This window comes from Burkholderia sp. AcTa6-5 (genome assembly GCF_017815075.1).
Classification (GTDB): Bacteria; Pseudomonadota; Gammaproteobacteria; order Burkholderiales; family Burkholderiaceae; genus Burkholderia; species Burkholderia sola.
This window is the reverse complement of sequence record NZ_JAGIQE010000050.1, coordinates 1-15,165: the sequence shown is the minus strand read 5'-3', so window position 1 is coordinate 15,165 and position 15,165 is coordinate 1. Positions and strand designations below refer to the sequence as shown.

The following is a 15,165-nucleotide window of genomic DNA, read 5'->3' as shown; positions in this document are numbered from 1 at the left end:
TTCCAGACGTAGTTCACCGCACGGCTCTGCTTGTTGAGCAGTCCGTTGAGCGACTTCACGCGGTAGCGGTAGACAAGAATCATGCAGGTGATCCTAACCCGTGGAAGAAGCTGCCTGTCAACAGCACGCCGTCCCGTCCCGCCATCCGCCCCGAAGGAAGTCCCCTTGGGGGAAACGGCGGGGTTTATCGGAGCAAATTCTGATGAGAATCCTGGTAGTCAACGTCAATACGACCGAGTCGATCACCGACGCGATCGCCGCGCAGGCGCAGGCCGCCGCGTCGCCGGGCACGGAGATCGTCGGGCTCACGCCGCGCTTCGGCGCGGAGTCGATCGAAGGCAACTTCGAGAGCTACCTCGCGGCGATCGCCGTGATGGATCGCGTGCTGAGCTACGACGAACCGTACGACGCGGTGATCCAGGCCGGCTACGGCGAACACGGCCGCGAAGGGCTGCAGGAACTGCTGACGGTGCCCGTCGTCGACATCACCGAAGCGGCCGCGAGCATCGCGATGCTGCTCGGCCATCGCTACTCGGTCGTCACGACGCTCGACCGCACGGTGCCGCTGATCGAGGATCGCCTGAAGCTCGCCGGGCTCGATGCGCGCTGCGCGTCGGTGCGCGCGAGCGGCCTCGCGGTGCTGGAGCTCGACGAGAACCCGGCCCGCGCGATCGAATCGATCGTCGTCGAAGCGCAGCGCGCGGTGAAGGACGATCGCGCGGAAGTGATCTGCCTCGGCTGCGGCGGGATGGCCGGCCTCGACCGGCAGATCGAGGAATGCACGGGCGTGCCGGTCGTCGACGGCGTGTCGGCCGCGGTCGCGCTCGCCGAGTCGCTGGTGCGCCTGAAGCTGAAGACGTCGAAGGTCCGCACGTACGCGCCGCCGCGCCCGAAGCGGATCGTCGGCTGGCCGGGCACCTTCGCGAAATGACGGGCCGCCGGCCGGCCGCCGTGCGGCGCGCTCAGCCTGTCTCGCCGGCACGCATATCGGCATGCGGCACCCGCTAGACTCAACCGCCCCGCCCCGCGACGCGGGCGACGCCGCGGGCGCGCTCGACGTGCTCGATGCGCGGCTGATGCGCATCCTGCTCGTGCTGCTGACCGAGCGTACCGTGTCGCGTGCGGCCGTGCGCCTGAACATGTCGCAGCCGGCGACGAGCGCCGCGCTCAAGCGGCTGCGCACGCTGCTCGGCGATCCGCTGCTGGTGCGCAGCCGCTACGGAATGGTGCCGACCGAGTTCGGCGCGCGACTGATCGAGCCGCTGCGCAACGCGCTGCGCGTGATCGACTTCATTCGCGTCCAGCAGCCGACGTTCGACGCGCGCACGTCGGTGCGCACCTACCGGATCGGCTGCCCCGACTATCTGAACGTGCTGTTCGTGCCGAAGCTCGTCGCGCTGTTCCGCGAGCGTGCGCCGAACGCACAACTGGTGTTTCATCCGCTCGGCGACGGGTTCGACGACGAGCGCGCGCTGGCCGACGGCGAACTCGACGTCGTGATCGACAACCGGCCCGCACGCCGGTCGCGCTTCCGGCAGGACGACCTGTTCGACGACCGCGTCGTGTGCCTGATGCGCGCGACGCATCCGCTCGCGCGGCACGGCGCGATGACGGCCGCCGGGTTCGCGGCGGCGCCGCAGCTGTGCCCGACGCCGTCGTGGCTCGAAGCGTCCGGCGCGATCGACCGGCAGCTCGAACGCGTGGGCCTGCAGCGGCGCATCGTCGTCACGCTGCCGCATTTCGAACTCGCCGCGCATGCGCTGGTGCGCAGCGACCTGATCCTCACCACCACGTACCGGCTCGCGCGGCACTACGCGAAGCTGCTGCCGCTCGCCGCGGTCGCGCTGCCGGCCGAGCCGCCGGACATCGCGTACCGGATGACGTGGAACGAATCGGGCGCGTGCGCGGAAGGCGGTCGATGGCTGCGCGGGCTGATCGCGGAAGCGACACGTGCATGGCTCGACGCCGACGCGATGCTGCCGGCGGTCGCCGCGGTCGCCGCCGTTGCCGCTTCCGGGGTCGATGCACACGCGCCGAAACCCGCGCCGGCCGTCACCGATCCGCCCGGGCTCGCCCAGCGCGCGCGCCGCAGACCGGGCACGCATTGTCATGCGTCGCCTCCGGCGCGCGTCGCACAGGCCGCACGCATTCGTCGCATCGCGACGAAGTCGCACTGATCGGCCCGAGCGTCCACGGCAGGATCGCGCACGACGTCATGCGCGTCCGCGCATCGGTTGCGCAAGCAACTTGTACGCAACGACGGCCGAACCGAGCGCGAGCACGCCGCTCACCGTCAACGCATCGGCGAATCCGCTCGCGAACGCGACGGGCGCGGCCTGCGCGAGCGCGCCGGCAGCCGACGGCGGCACGCGGCCGAGCGCCTGCGCGAGATCGCCGGCCAGCAGGCTCGACATGAACGATGCATCGGCGAACGCGCGCAGGCCGGGCGTCGCGGACAGCAGGCTGTCGAGCCGCGCATGCGTACTCGCCGCCAGCACCGCGCCGAGCACGCCGACGGCCGTCACGATCGCCGAGAAGCGCGTCGTCGTGCTGATGCCCGACGCCATGCCCGTGCGATCCGGCGGCACGCACGCCATGATCGCCTTCTGCGTGTCGCCGTTCATGATGCCCGCGCCGCATCCCGTCACGAACATGCCGAGCGCGACGAGCCGGTAGTCGCCGCTGGCCGTCAGCGCCGCGGTCGCAAGATTGCCCGCGCCGATCAGCGCGAGCCCGCCCGCCAGCACGCCGCCGGACGACACGCGCGCGGCCAGCGCCGCACCGAGCGACGGGCCGGCGATCATCGCGAACGCGAACGGCAGCATCCCGAGCCCCGCATCGATCGCCGACATCCCGAACGCGTTTTGCAGGTACAGCGGCAGGAACGTCATCATCACCTGCGCGCACGCCGCGTAACCGAACATCGCGAGCACCGCGCCGACGAAGCGCGGCTGACGAAACAGCGCGAGATCGATCATCGGCCGCGCCTGCCAGCGCTCCGCGCCGACGAATGCCGCCAGCAGCGCGGCCGCGAGCGCGAGCCGGCCCAGCGTCGCGGCCGACAGCCAGCCGTGCGACGGCGCGCCGATCAGCGCCGCGATCGCGCAGGCGAGCGCCGCGCCGAACAGCAGGCTGCCGGCCGCGTCCACGCGTTTCGCCTGCGGATCGTTCGATTCGTCGATCGCGACGCGCGCGCCGGCCGCCAGCAGCAGGCAGACCGGCAGGTTCAGCAGGAACACCCAGCGCCAGCCGATCCATTGCGTGATCGCCCCGCCGACGAGCGGCGCGATCGCCGTCGCGATCCCCATGCACATGCCCCAGATCGCCCACGCACGCGCCCGTTCGCGTCCGTCCGGGAAACGGTTCGCGATCACCGCGAGCGCGGCGGTCAGCAGCAACGCGGCGCCGCCGCCCTTCACCGCGCGCGCGGCGATCAGCCAGCCGGCCGACGGCGCGATGCCGCAGCCGAGCGACGCGACGAAGAAGAGCGCGAGCCCCGCGAAAAGCATCCGCCGGCGCCCGAAGCGGTCGGCGAGCCCGCCGGCCGGCAGCAGGCACGCGGCGAATGCGGTCATGTACGCGCTCACGACCCATTCGATATCGGCGAAGCTCGCGTGAAAGCCGCGCGCGATGCTCGGCAGCGAGACGGCCACGACGTTCGTGTCGAGCACGATCAGCGCGCAGGTCGCGGACGCGACGGCGAGCGTCGCGGCGGCAGGCAAGTTGCCGCCGGCGCGCGAAGCAGCCGCCGCGCTCGCGCGCGACGCCGGTGAAGACTGGGACATCGGCCACTCCGGAACAGGATGAACGAGCCGTATGCTAGGCTTGCCCGCTATTGCCTGTCATTGACATTTCAATGCCGTTTCATTGACGAAAATTGCAACCATGAGCCAGCTCGAATTCCGTCACGTGCGCGCCTTCCTGAGCGTCGCGCAACATCTGCACTTCGCGCGCGCGGCCGACGCGCTCGACATGGCGCCGCCCGCGCTCACGCGGCAGATCCAGGAAGCGGAGCGCGTGCTCGGCGTGCGGCTGTTTCACCGGTCGCGCCGCGCGGTCACGCTGAGCGCGGCCGGCGAAGCCTATCTCGCGGAAGCGCGCGCCGCGTTCGACCATCTGCAGCGCGGCAGCGAACTCGCCGCACTGGCCGAACGCGGCGAACTCGGCCGGATCGAGATCGGCTATGTGTCGTCGGCCGTCTATTCGGGCACGCTGCAGCGCACGGTCGGCGCGTTCCGCACCGCGCACCCGCGCATCGAGCTGAACCTGCGCGAAGTGCCGATGGACGACGTCGCGAACCAGCTCGACGCGGGCCGCCTCGACCTCGCGTACGTGCGCCCGCCGTTGCCGCTGCCCGGCGGCCTGCGGATCGTCACGCTGCAGCGCGACGTGTTCGTCGCGGCCGTGCCGGCCGATTCGCGCCATGCGGCGATGGCAGCCGTGCGCGCGGCGGACCTCGCCGACGCGCGCTTCGCGGTGCCCGAACAGGAGCTCGGCACGCTCGAAGTCGCGCGCCGCGGCCGCTTCGCGCCGGTCGTGGCCGCGCGGCCGGGCGGCCTGCTGGCGGTGCTCGCGTGCGTGTCGGTGAACGGCTGCGTCGCGGTGATTCCCGATGCGCTCGCCGCTTGCGTGTCGCTGCCGGGCGTCGTGTACCGGCCGATCGCCGGCAAGCCGATCATGTCGGCGCTCGCACTTGCGCACCGGCGGTTCGAAAAGGCGCCCGCCGTGCGGGCGTTCCTGCGGACGATCCGGCCGGCCGCGTAACGCTTGCGCGCACGCGCCAGCGCGTCGGGTCCGCGTTGGCGAAGCGACCGTCGCCGCGCGAATATGCATTCCACGATTCGATGTTTGTCGGCCGGAAACCGATTCCGTAACCTGCCCGGCAGCCGCGCCGCCCGCGCGCGGATCACCGAGGACACGCCGCCGATGACCCACTCCTTCGCCACCGCGCGCCGCCGCACGCTACAGCGCCTTGCCGCCCTCGCCGCCGCGCCGCTCGCGGGCGGCCTCGCGCTGCCCGCCCGCGCGGCCGGCGACGACCTGTCGGGCGTCACGCTCGTCCTCGGCGACCAGGCCGGCGGCCTGCGGGCGCTGGCCGAAGCCGCACGCGTGCTCGACGGCGCGCCGTACCGGTTCCGCTGGGCCAACTTCCAGGGCGCCGCGCCGCTGTTCGAAGCGCAGCGCGCGGGCGCGATCGACCTCGCACCGGCCGGCGACCTGCCGGTCCTGACGGCCGCGCTCGGCGATCCGTCGTTGCGGATCGTCGCGACGCGCGTCGGCTCGCCGACGTCGCTCGGCATCGTCGTGCAGCCCGACTCGCCGGTTCGCACGGTGGCCGACCTGAAAGGGCACACCGTCGTCGTGTCGTCGGCGCGCGGCAGCATCTCGCAATACCAGTTGTACGGCGCGCTGCGCGAACACGGGCTCGCGCCGCGCGACGTCGACGTGCGCTTCGTGCTGCCGGTCGACGCGTTCGCCGCGTTCGAGGCGAAGCGGATCGGCATCTGGGCCACGTTCGATCCGTACTACGGGCATGCGGTGCGACGCGGCGCGCGCATCGTCCGCGACGGCAGCGGCATCAATTCGGGGCTCGCGTTCCTCACGTCGCCGGTCGACACGCTCGACGATCGCGGCAAGCGCGCGGCGCTGGCGGACGTGCTCGCACGGCTCGCCCGGGCGGGCCAATGGGCGCTCGCGCACCCGGCCGACTACGCGAGCGTCTATGCGTCGCTCACGCGCCTGCCGCCCGACGCGGCCACCGATATCGCGCGCCGGGCCGCGCTCGCGCAACGCAGCCTCAGCGACGCCGACATCGCCGTGCTGCAGCGCGTCGCCGATCGCGCGGCGGCGGACGCGATCCTGCCGCGCCGCGTCGACGTCGCGTCGATCGCCGTCCGGCAGGTGTCAGCCTGAGCGACGCGGCGCGAGGACGTGCTCAGCGCGGCCGCGCCATATCGAGATCCGGCACGTCGTCGCCGAACGTCGACGCGACGAGCGTGCGCATCGCGGCGATCAGCAGCGTCGGCCCCGACTGGTTGAACGTGCAGCGCTCGCCCGCGGCCGGCACGGCGCGGTGCAGCACGGCATGCCACGCGCCCCGCCCGCCGTCGCGCTCGAACGCGGCGAACGGCAGCCGCTCGACGATCGGGCCGCCGTCCGCCCACGACGACGACGGCGCGAACGACGTCGGGACGCCGCCCGGTTCGCGGATCACCGTGCATCGCGACGTGTCGATGCGCGGGGCGACGAGGTCTTCCGCCATCGCCACCCAGTAATCGAGCGTCGCGCCTGCCAGGTCCTGCACTTGCATGACCGTCTCCGTATGACCGTTGTCTTGAACGACGTCCTGGCCGTTGTCCATGCAGCCGCAAGGACGGCTCGCCTACGTGACAGGGTTTCGTCCCCTGTCGCGCTGCGATAAGCATAGTTCAAATCGTTTCTTGTCCGCCCCGGACACGTCATCGAGAATGATTCGACGGACCGACACCCGGCACCGCCGCCCCAAACGTACTCCTGACCGATCGATTCATGCTCCCACTGCGCCTGCTGCGATCGCTGCTGATCGCGTCCCTTATTGCGTTGCCGGCCGCCGCCGCGCACGCGGACAAACCCGCCACCATCCGCATCGGCGTCGCCCAGCAAGGCGCCGGCGATCCGCCGACGTTCGGCGGATCGAGCGCCGCCACCGTGCAGTTGCAGCAGCTCGTCGAAAAGGAATTCGCTGCCGACGGCATCAAGGTGGAATGGCTGTTCTTCAAGGGTGCGGGCCCGGCCGTCAACGAGGCGATCGCGAACAAGGCGCTCGACTTCGCGTACCAGGGCGACCTGCCGGCCGTACTCGCACGCTCGAACGGGATCAAGACGCGCCTGCTGCTCGCCGCGAGCGTACGCTCGGGCATCAAGATCGCGGTGCCGCCCGGCTCCGCGATCCGCTCGATCAAGGACCTGAAGGACCGCCGCGTGTCGATCTTCCGCGGCACCAACCTGCAGCTCGTCGCCGACAACGCGCTCGCGAAGAACGGCCTCGGCGAACGCGACCTGCGCGTGATCAACCTCGACGCCGCCAGCTCGCTCGCCGCGCTCGCGTCGAAAGGCATCGATGCGTCGGTCGGCGACTACGCGCTCTACAAGCTGCGCGACGCGGGCCTCGCGAAGATCATCTACGAGTCGCAGAACGACGGCCCGCAACTGACGCGCCAGACCCACCTGCTGGTGCTCGACGATTTCGACCGCGCGCACCCGGACATCGTGCAGCGCGTCGTCACCGCGTTCGTGAAGGGCGCGCAATGGTCGTCGGACGAGGCGAACCGCGATGCGCTGTTCAAGCTGTGGGCGAAAAGCGGCGTGCCGTATTCGTCGTGGCAGGCCGACTATGCGAACCAGCGCCTGAAGGACCGCCTGTCCCCGCTGATCGATCCGTTCGTCGTCGCGCGCTACAAGGCCGTGGCTCAAGATGCGCTGAACCTGAAGCTGATCCGCCAGCCGGTCGACGTCGACGGCTGGTTCGAGCCGAAGTATCTCGACAATGCGTTGCGCACGTTGAAGCTCGAACACTACTGGCCGCGCTACGACGCCGCCGGCAAGCCCCTCTCCTGACCGGACCATCCCGATGAGCGACACCGCGTTTTCCGTCACGACGACCGAACCGCACACGCTCGCCGTGCCGCCGCGCCGCGCGGTCGTGCTGAAACGGCTCGCGTGGCAGCTCGCCCCGTGGGTGCTGCCCGCGCTGCTGTTCGCGCTGTGGAGCGTCGGCAGCGCGCGCGGCTGGATCGCGCCGCAAATCCTGCCGCCGCCCGAACGGGTGGTCGACACGCTGGCCGAGCTCGCGTCGAGCGGCGATCTCGTGCGCCACACGCTGATCAGCCTGCAGCGCGTGCTCGTCGGCTTCGCGGCCGGCACGCTGCTCGGTGTAGCGATCGGCGTCGCGCTCGGGCTGTCGCGCACGCTGGAAGCCTACGTGCTGCCGAGCTTCAACGCGCTCGTGCAGATTCCGGTGCTCGGCTGGCTGCCGTTCCTGCTGCTGCTCGTCGGCGTCGGCGAGCCGCTGAAGTACCTGCTGATCGCGCATGCGGCGCTCGTCCCGGTCACGCTGAGTACGTTGCAGGGGTTTCGCCAGGCGCCGCCCGCCCTCGACGAAGTCGCGCGCGGGTTCGGCTACACGCGCCGGCAACGGATCGTCCACGTCGTGCTGCCAGCCGCGATCCCGACGCTCGCGACCGGCGTGCGGCTCGCGTTCACGAAGTCGTGGCTCGCGCTCGTCGTGGTCGAACTCGTCGCGTCGTCCGAAGGGCTCGGCTACCTGATCGTGTACGGGCGGCAACTGTTCCAGCTCGATCTCGTGATGGCGGCCGTCGTCGTGGTCGGCGCGGTCGGCCTGCTGATCAACCGGGCGCTCGACGCGCTCGAAGCGCGCCTGCGCCGCGGCGTGCCGTCCGCGTTTCGCGGCTGAACCGCCCTCGAAGGAGAATCGCCCGTGCCGCATGCCGCTACACCGTCGCTCACAGCGCCCACCACGACCGCCCGCCGCCTGCATGCGCCCGACTGGCGCGGCGTCGTGCTGCCGCTCGCCGCGTTTGCGTGCTGGTGGGCCCTCGCTTCCGCACACCTCGTGAAAAGCGGGCTGTTCGTCGGCCCGGCCGACGTGCTGCACACCGCGTGGGCGCAGGCCACGAGCGGCGCGCTCGGCCGCGCGTTGTCGGCGTCGCTCGCGCGCGAAGCGTGCGGGTTCGCGATCGGCGCGACGGGCGGGCTGTTGCTCGGCGCCGTGCTCGGGCTGTCGCGCGTCGCCGCGCGGATGGTCGGCCCGAGCTTCGACACGTTCAAGCAGATCTCGCTGTTCGCGTGGATTCCGCTGATTTCCGTGTGGTTCGGCCTCGGCGACGTCGCGAAGGTCGTGTTCCTGTCGCTCGCCGCGCTGCTGCCCGTCGCCGCCCATACCTGCGACGGCATTCACGCGGTGCCGCGCACGTATGTCGACGTCGCCCGCGCGCTGCGCTACTCGCGGCTTCAGCTGATCGGCTACGTGATACTGCCGGCCGCGTTGCCGTCGATCTTCACCGGCCTGTATCTCGGCCTGATCTATTCGTGGCTCGCGACGCTCGGCGCCGAATACCTGCTCGTCGCCGGCAGCGGGATCGGCAACACGCTGATCGACGGCAGCGAGCAGTTCCGGATGGATCTCGTGCTGTTCGGAATCATCGTCGTCGGCGTGACCGGCTGGGCACTGAACGCGACCGCGCGGGCGATCGAACGCAAGGTGCTGGCCCGGCGCGGCGACCTCGCGCGCTGAGCGCCCTTTCCTTCCGTTTCGCATCCTTTTCCGTACCGCCATGACGACTCTCGCCTCCGATTCGCTCGACATCCTCCATGTCAGCAAGCACTACGCGCAACGCGGCGCGGCGCTCGCCGTGCTCGACGACGTGTCGCTGCACGTGCGCGCCGGCGAATTCGTCACGATCGTCGGCGCCAGCGGCTGCGGCAAGTCGACGCTGCTGCGGCTCGTCGCCGGGCTCGACACCGATTACACCGGCGAAATCCGCGCCGGCGGCGAGCGCGTGCGCGACACGTCGCTGCAGCGCGGTATCGTGTTCCAGGATCACCGGCTGTTCCCGTGGCTGACCGTCGAACAGAACATCGGCGCCGCGCTGCGCAACGCGCCGCTGGACGCCGCCGCGAAACGGCGCGCGATCGCGGAGCACATCGCGCTCGTCGGGCTGAACGGCTTCGAGCACGCGTTTCCGAACCAGTTGTCGGGCGGGATGGCGCAGCGCGTCGCGATCGCGCGCGGTCTCGTGAACCGCCCGCGCGTGCTGCTGCTCGACGAACCGTTCGGCGCGCTCGACGCGCAGACCCGCGCGAAGATGCAGAACGAACTGCTGCGCATCTGGGAACAGGAGCGCATCACGATGCTCCTCGTCACGCACGACGTCGACGAAGCCGTCTATCTCGGCGACCGCGTCGTCACGATGGCGCCGCGTCCGGGACGCATCGCGCGCATCGTCGACGTCGCGCTGCCGCGGCCGCGCCGGCGCGATTCGCCGGCATTCGCGCGCTTGCGCGACACGGTGCTCGCCGATTTCGACGACAGCGAACCGCCGGATGACGACGGTTCGGGCGGCAAGCGCATCGACACGGCGCGCCCGCACCGGATCGGCGAATGGCGGCTCGCGTGGTGATCGCATGACGCGCCGATTCGCTCAGCACCACGACACATATCGATCATCGCAGCGCGCACGCTAAGGTTGTGACGATTCATCGGTTCCGGTTCCGCGCCGCGCCTGCTTGAATGGAGACTCGACCGACCCGACTCCCAGGAGACTCCCGATGTCCGATGTCCAGCACGCCGCCCACTCGTCTTCGCCTGCTTCGCACGCCGCGCCGCGCACGGCCGCCGTCCCGCTTCAGCTTCGCCAGATCGCCGGCCGGATCGGCGCCGAGATTGCCGGCGTGCGGCTGTCGGCCACCCTCGACGACGCGACGTTCGACGCGATCAACGCCGCGCTGCTACGCCACAAGGTGCTGTTCTTCCGCGGCCAGCACCATCTCGACGACACCGCGCAGGAAGCGTTCGCCCGCCGCTTCGGCGACACGGTCGCGCACCCGACCGTGCCGTCCGTCGACGGCAGCGCGGCGCTGCTCGAACTCGATTCCGCGCACGGCGCACGCGCCAATTCGTGGCACACCGACGTGACCTTCGTCGATGCGTACCCGAAGATCTCGATTCTGCGCGCGGTCGTGATCCCGCCGTTCGGCGGCGACACCGTCTGGGCCAACACGGCCGCCGCGTATGCGCATCTGCCCGATTCGCTGCGCGCGCTCGCCGACACGCTGTGGGCACTGCATACGAACGCGTACGACTATGCGTCGACGCACGTGCACGCCGACGATACGCAACTGAAGCGCTACCGCGAAGTGTTCACGTCGACCGTCTACGAAACCGAGCATCCGGTCGTGCGCGTGCATCCGGAAACCGGCGAGCGCGCGCTCGTGCTCGGGCACTTCGTGCAGCGGCTCAAGGGGCTGTCTGCGCAGGATTCCGCGCATCTGCTGCAGGTGTTCCACGAGCACGTGACGCGCCTCGAGAACACCGTGCGCTGGAACTGGCAGGAAGGCGACGTCGCGATCTGGGACAACCGCGCGACCCAGCACTACGCGATCAACGACTACGGCGATGCGCGCCGCGTCGTGCGCCGCGCGACCGTTCACGGCGACGTGCCGGTCGGCATCGACGGCCGCCAGAGCGTCCTGCTCAAGGGGCCGGGCGCCACGCTGCAATAACGTCGGCGTCCCGCGACGGCGCCGTCTCCCGCGCGCCGTCGCGCTCCTTGCTGGAGGACAACCGCCATGAAGCTCGCACCACCGGACCGACACTTGCACGCGCAACGATGTCGTTCCTCCGTCCCGTTCACTTCCGCCCGGAGCGTCGCATGAGCGCCCTACTCGAACCCGCCGCCCAACCGGTCGACGTGATTCCGCTGTCCGCCCATATCGGCGCGGAAATCCGCGGCGTCGACCTCACGCAACCGTTGACCACGCCGCAGATCGCGGCGATCCGCGCCGCGCTGCTGAAATGGCGCGTGATCTTCTTCCGCGAACAATTCCTCACGCACGAGCAGCATGTCGCGTTCTCCGCGCAGTTCGGCGAGCCGACCGTCGGCCACCCGGTGTTCGGGCACGTCGACGGCCATCCGGCCGTCTATTCGATCGCGAAGCATCGCAAGGCGACGCGCTTCGAAGGCGAACCGGTGCGCCGGCCCTGGACCGGCTGGCATACCGACGTGACCGCCGCCGTGAATCCGCCGTGGGCGTCGATCCTGCGCGGCGTGACGATCCCGCCGTACGGCGGCGACACGCACTGGACCAACCTCGTGCGCGCGTACGAAACGCTGTCCGCGCCGCTGCGCGGCTTCGTCGACACGCTGCGCGGCATCCATCGCTTTACGCCGCCGCCCGGCGCGCGCGCGACCGGCGCCTTCGACGACGCGGTCGAGCGCCGCCCGCTCGTGACCGAACATCCGCTCGTGCGCGTGCATCCGGAGACCGGCGAACGCGCGCTGTACGTGAGCCCGAGTTTCCTGAAATCGATCGTCGGGCTGACGCCGCGCGAGAGCCAGGCGCTGCTCGAACTGCTGTGGGAGCACGTGACGCGGCCGGAATTCACGATCCGCTTCAAGTGGGAGCCGCGCAGCATCGCGTTCTGGGACAACCGTGCGACCGCGCATCTCGCACCCGTCGACATCTTCGATCTCGACTTCGACCGCCAGCTGTATCGCACGACGCTCATCGGCGACGTGCCGGTCGGCCCCGACGGCAGGCCATCGGTCGCGCTCGAAGGCGCGCCGGTCGAAACCGCGGCCGCCGTCGCACTCAACTGATGCGGCAAACTCCGGTGCGCCGGCGGCGCGCCGGCCCCGCTTCGATCAATCGAGCCATACGCCGTCGAACCGGTGCCCGCCGAGCGGCGAGAACGTCAGCCCGTGTACGCGTTTCGAGATCGGCAGCGACACGATCGACGTCGCGATCGGCGTGAATGGCACCTGGTCCTTGAACACCACCTGCGCCTGCTCGTACAGCGCCGTGCGCTTCGCGACGTCCCCGTTCGAACGCGCGGCGGTCACGAGTTGCTCGAAGTCCTTGTTGCACCACTTCGCGAGATTGCTGCCGTGCACCGCGTCGCAGCCGAGCAGCGTGCCGAGCCAGTTGTCGGGGTCGCCGTTGTCGCCCGACCAGCCGTACAGGATCGCGTCGTGCTGGCCGTCGTGCTTCGCACGGCGGTTGTATTCGCCCCATTCGTAACTGACGATCTTCGCGCGCACGCCGATCTTCGCCCAGTCCTGCTGGATCAGTTGCGCCATCAGCTGCGCGTTCGGGTTGTACGGGCGCTGCACGGGCATCGCCCATAACGTCAGGTCGAAGCCGTTCGGGAAGCCGGCCTGCGCGAGCAGCGCCTTCGCGGCGGCCGGATCGCGCGGCGCATCCTTCAGACGCTGGTTGTACGACCATTGCGCGGGCGGCATCGGGTTCGTCGCGATCGTCGCGTCGCCGTTGAACACGGTCTTGACGATCGCCGTCTTGTCGATCGCGATGTCGAGCGCGCGCCGCACGTCGACGCGATCGAGCGGCGGATGCTGCGTGTTGTACGCGACGAAGCCGACGTTGAAGCCCGTCCCCGAAAACAGCGTCAGTTTCGGATCGCGCCGCACGGTCTCGAGGTCGGCCGGCCGCGGAAACGCCGACACCTGGCACTCGCCGGCCACGAGCTTCTGCAATCGCGCGGCCGGATCGGGCGTGATCGCGAACACGAGGCGCGCGAGCTTCACGTCGTCCGGCTTCCAGTAGTCGGGATTCGCGTCGTAGCGGATCAACGCGTCCTTCTGGTACGTACGCAGCACGAACGGCCCCGTGCCGACCGGGAACTGGTTGATGTCCGACTCGCGATGGCGCGCGGCGAGCTGCCCCGCATAGTCGGCCGACAGCACCGACGCGAACGCCATCGCGAGATTGCGCACGAACACGACGTCGGGCGACTTCAGCACGAAGCGCACCGTGTAGTCGTCGACCTTCTCGATACGCTCGACGTTGTGGTCGAAGCCGAGATCGCTGAAATACGGGAAGCTGACCGGATAAGCCCTGCGGAACGGGTCGTCCGGATCGAGCATCCGGCGGAACGTGAACACGACGTCGTCGGCCTGGAACGGCCGCGTCGGCGTGAACCACGCGGTCGTATGAAATTTCACGCCGCGCCGCAGATGGAACGTGATCGTGCGCTGGTCGGGCGACACGTCCCAGCTCGTCGCGAGCGCCGGTTCGAGATCGAGCGTGCCGCGCTTGAACTGCACGAGCCCGTTGTAGACCGGGTACGTGCTCGCATCGAAATCGGTGCTCGTCGTGTGCTGGCCGGGATCGAAGCCGGCGGGGCTGCCTTCGGTGCAGTACACGAGTGTCTTGCCTGCCGGCGCCGCGAGTGCGTGCGTCGCGGCGCCGGCCAGCAGCAGCGACGCGGCGATGCAGCGGAGCGCGACAGCGGCAGGCGATACGCCGCGCGAACGGCGCGCGGCTGACGAAACGAAAGGATTCTTCATGGTGGCAAAGGGAAGAAAGAGGTGTCATGCGAATGACGACCGTCGATCTTCGCGCGCCGCCCGCCGATCGCTTACCAATTAATTCCGCGTTGCTTATCGTCGCGGATGCATCCCGCTGCCGCTGCATCGGAATGGCCATGCGAGCGCCGTGGACATGCCGAATACCGTTGCGGCCGGCCGCCCCGGGCGTGCGCATCGAAACCATTCGCGCCGCCGGTCTTCCGGCCCTCTGCAGGTTCTCCGGAATGGGTGCATCGTATCGGTTGGCCGACGCCGGCATCGGCGCGCGGGAATCCGCCCGACGTGCACATGTCGGCACGGCGCGTCCGTGCGCGCCGCTCTTCCTGGAGGACCCAGATGTCGATCAACCCCGATACGCCCTCTCGTCCCGTGAAGTCGCCGGGCCCCGATCACCCGATCCTGATCGAACCGCATTCGTCGCGCGTGATCGTGAAGGTCGCCGGCAAGGTCGTCGCCGATACGCGCCATGCGCTGGTGCTGCGCGAGGCCAGCTATCCGGCGGTGCTGTACATTCCGCGCGAGGATGCCGACATGTCGCTGCTCGAACGCACCGACCACGCGACCTACTGCCCGTACAAGGGCGATTGCGCGTACTACTCGATTCCGGCCGGCGGCGAACGCTCGACCAACGCGGTGTGGACGTACGAGCATCCGAATCCGGCCGTCGAATCGATTCGCGGGCACCTCGCGTTCTATCCGGACCGCGTCGATTCGATCGAGGAAAGCCTGCTCGTCACCGCGTGAGCGCGGCGGCGCGCTGCCGCGTCACCGTTCACGCATCGTCCGGCCGCTGATTTGCATATGCGGATTCATTGGTTGGCCGCCGTCCCGCCGGGCCGTATCGTCTCGACTCCGGCGCGGGCCGGCCCGTTGCGCGCGTCGCCCGCATCCGGCCCGGTCCCGCGCCGGCCGCGCCGCCTTCGCGCGCGCCCCGTGAACCCGCCAGCAGGACGCCTTAGGGCGTGTTCACGCTAATAACGGGTTTGCGAACGTGCCTTTCCGCCCGCAGTGCAAGGAGTAAGGAGCGCCGTTTGGCCGTGCCAAACAAGCGACGCACGAC

At 70.0% G+C, this 15,165-nt stretch carries 14 protein-coding genes; 11 read left to right on the top strand and 3 right to left on the bottom strand.

The annotated features are described in order from the left end of the window. Positions 1-202 precede the first annotated feature (202 nt). Positions 203-931 (top strand): aspartate/glutamate racemase family protein, encoded by a 729-nt coding sequence (locus J8I33_RS33980; RefSeq protein ID WP_050017359.1) that lies wholly within the window; start codon positions 203-205, stop codon positions 929-931. 61 nt (positions 932-992) lie between these two features. After that, positions 993-2,177, top strand: coding sequence for a LysR family transcriptional regulator (locus J8I33_RS33975; RefSeq protein WP_209939979.1), 1,185 nt, complete (start codon positions 993-995; stop codon positions 2,175-2,177). Positions 2,178-2,213: 36 nt separating this feature from the next. Here J8I33_RS33975 and J8I33_RS33970 read toward each other — a convergent pair whose 3' ends face one another. Next, positions 2,214-3,785 carry an MFS transporter gene (locus tag J8I33_RS33970; protein ID WP_209929350.1) on the bottom strand — a complete coding sequence of 524 codons (1,572 nt, stop codon included), beginning with the start codon at positions 3,783-3,785 and terminating at the stop codon, positions 2,214-2,216. Positions 3,786-3,885: 100 nt separating this feature from the next. Between J8I33_RS33970 and J8I33_RS33965 the strand changes: the two genes are divergently transcribed. Both J8I33_RS33965 and J8I33_RS33960 read left to right on the top strand, forming a co-directional pair. Continuing rightward, positions 3,886-4,764: a LysR family transcriptional regulator gene (locus tag J8I33_RS33965; protein WP_209929349.1), complete on the top strand. Its 879-nt coding sequence runs from the start codon at positions 3,886-3,888 to the stop codon at positions 4,762-4,764. A gap of 162 nt (positions 4,765-4,926) precedes the next feature. Next, entirely contained in the window at positions 4,927-5,913 is a 987-nt protein-coding gene (locus J8I33_RS33960) for an ABC transporter substrate-binding protein (RefSeq protein WP_089489736.1), read from the top strand. Positions 5,914-5,935: 22 nt separating this feature from the next. Here J8I33_RS33960 and J8I33_RS33955 read toward each other — a convergent pair whose 3' ends face one another. After that, positions 5,936-6,310, bottom strand: a complete 375-nt coding sequence (locus J8I33_RS33955) for a phage protein NinX family protein (protein WP_124554069.1) — start codon at positions 6,308-6,310, stop codon at positions 5,936-5,938. Between the two features lie 218 nt (positions 6,311-6,528). Here J8I33_RS33955 and J8I33_RS33950 point away from each other — a divergent pair, with 218 nt between their 5' ends. The 6 genes from J8I33_RS33950 to J8I33_RS33925 all read left to right on the top strand — a co-directional run bounded on the left by J8I33_RS33950 (position 6,529) and on the right by J8I33_RS33925 (position 12,377). Next, a complete protein-coding gene (locus tag J8I33_RS33950; RefSeq protein ID WP_089489242.1) occupies positions 6,529-7,596 on the top strand; it encodes an ABC transporter substrate-binding protein in 1,068 nt (355 codons plus the stop codon). A 13-nt stretch (positions 7,597-7,609) separates the two neighbouring features. Beyond that, on the top strand, positions 7,610-8,452 hold the full coding sequence (locus J8I33_RS33945) for an ABC transporter permease (protein ID WP_050017353.1): 843 nt from the start codon (positions 7,610-7,612) through the stop codon (positions 8,450-8,452). A 24-nt stretch (positions 8,453-8,476) separates the two neighbouring features. Next, positions 8,477-9,292 (top strand): ABC transporter permease, encoded by an 816-nt coding sequence (locus J8I33_RS33940; protein ID WP_050017352.1) that lies wholly within the window; start codon positions 8,477-8,479, stop codon positions 9,290-9,292. Positions 9,293-9,332: 40 nt separating this feature from the next. Continuing rightward, a complete protein-coding gene (locus J8I33_RS33935) occupies positions 9,333-10,178 on the top strand; it encodes an ABC transporter ATP-binding protein (RefSeq protein ID WP_050017351.1) in 846 nt (281 codons plus the stop codon). A gap of 148 nt (positions 10,179-10,326) precedes the next feature. Beyond that, on the top strand, positions 10,327-11,280 hold the full coding sequence (locus tag J8I33_RS33930) for a TauD/TfdA family dioxygenase (protein WP_209929348.1): 954 nt from the start codon (positions 10,327-10,329) through the stop codon (positions 11,278-11,280). 149 nt (positions 11,281-11,429) lie between these two features. Then, entirely contained in the window at positions 11,430-12,377 is a 948-nt protein-coding gene (locus J8I33_RS33925) for a TauD/TfdA family dioxygenase (protein ID WP_124554065.1), read from the top strand. A gap of 45 nt (positions 12,378-12,422) precedes the next feature. Here J8I33_RS33925 and J8I33_RS33920 read toward each other — a convergent pair whose 3' ends face one another. Then, positions 12,423-14,084, bottom strand: coding sequence for an ABC transporter substrate-binding protein (locus J8I33_RS33920; protein WP_209929346.1), 1,662 nt, complete (start codon positions 14,082-14,084; stop codon positions 12,423-12,425). 357 nt (positions 14,085-14,441) lie between these two features. Here J8I33_RS33920 and J8I33_RS33915 point away from each other — a divergent pair, with 357 nt between their 5' ends. Further along, positions 14,442-14,849 (top strand): DUF427 domain-containing protein, encoded by a 408-nt coding sequence (locus tag J8I33_RS33915; RefSeq protein WP_050017347.1) that lies wholly within the window; start codon positions 14,442-14,444, stop codon positions 14,847-14,849. The last annotated feature ends 316 nt before the right edge of the window (positions 14,850-15,165 follow it).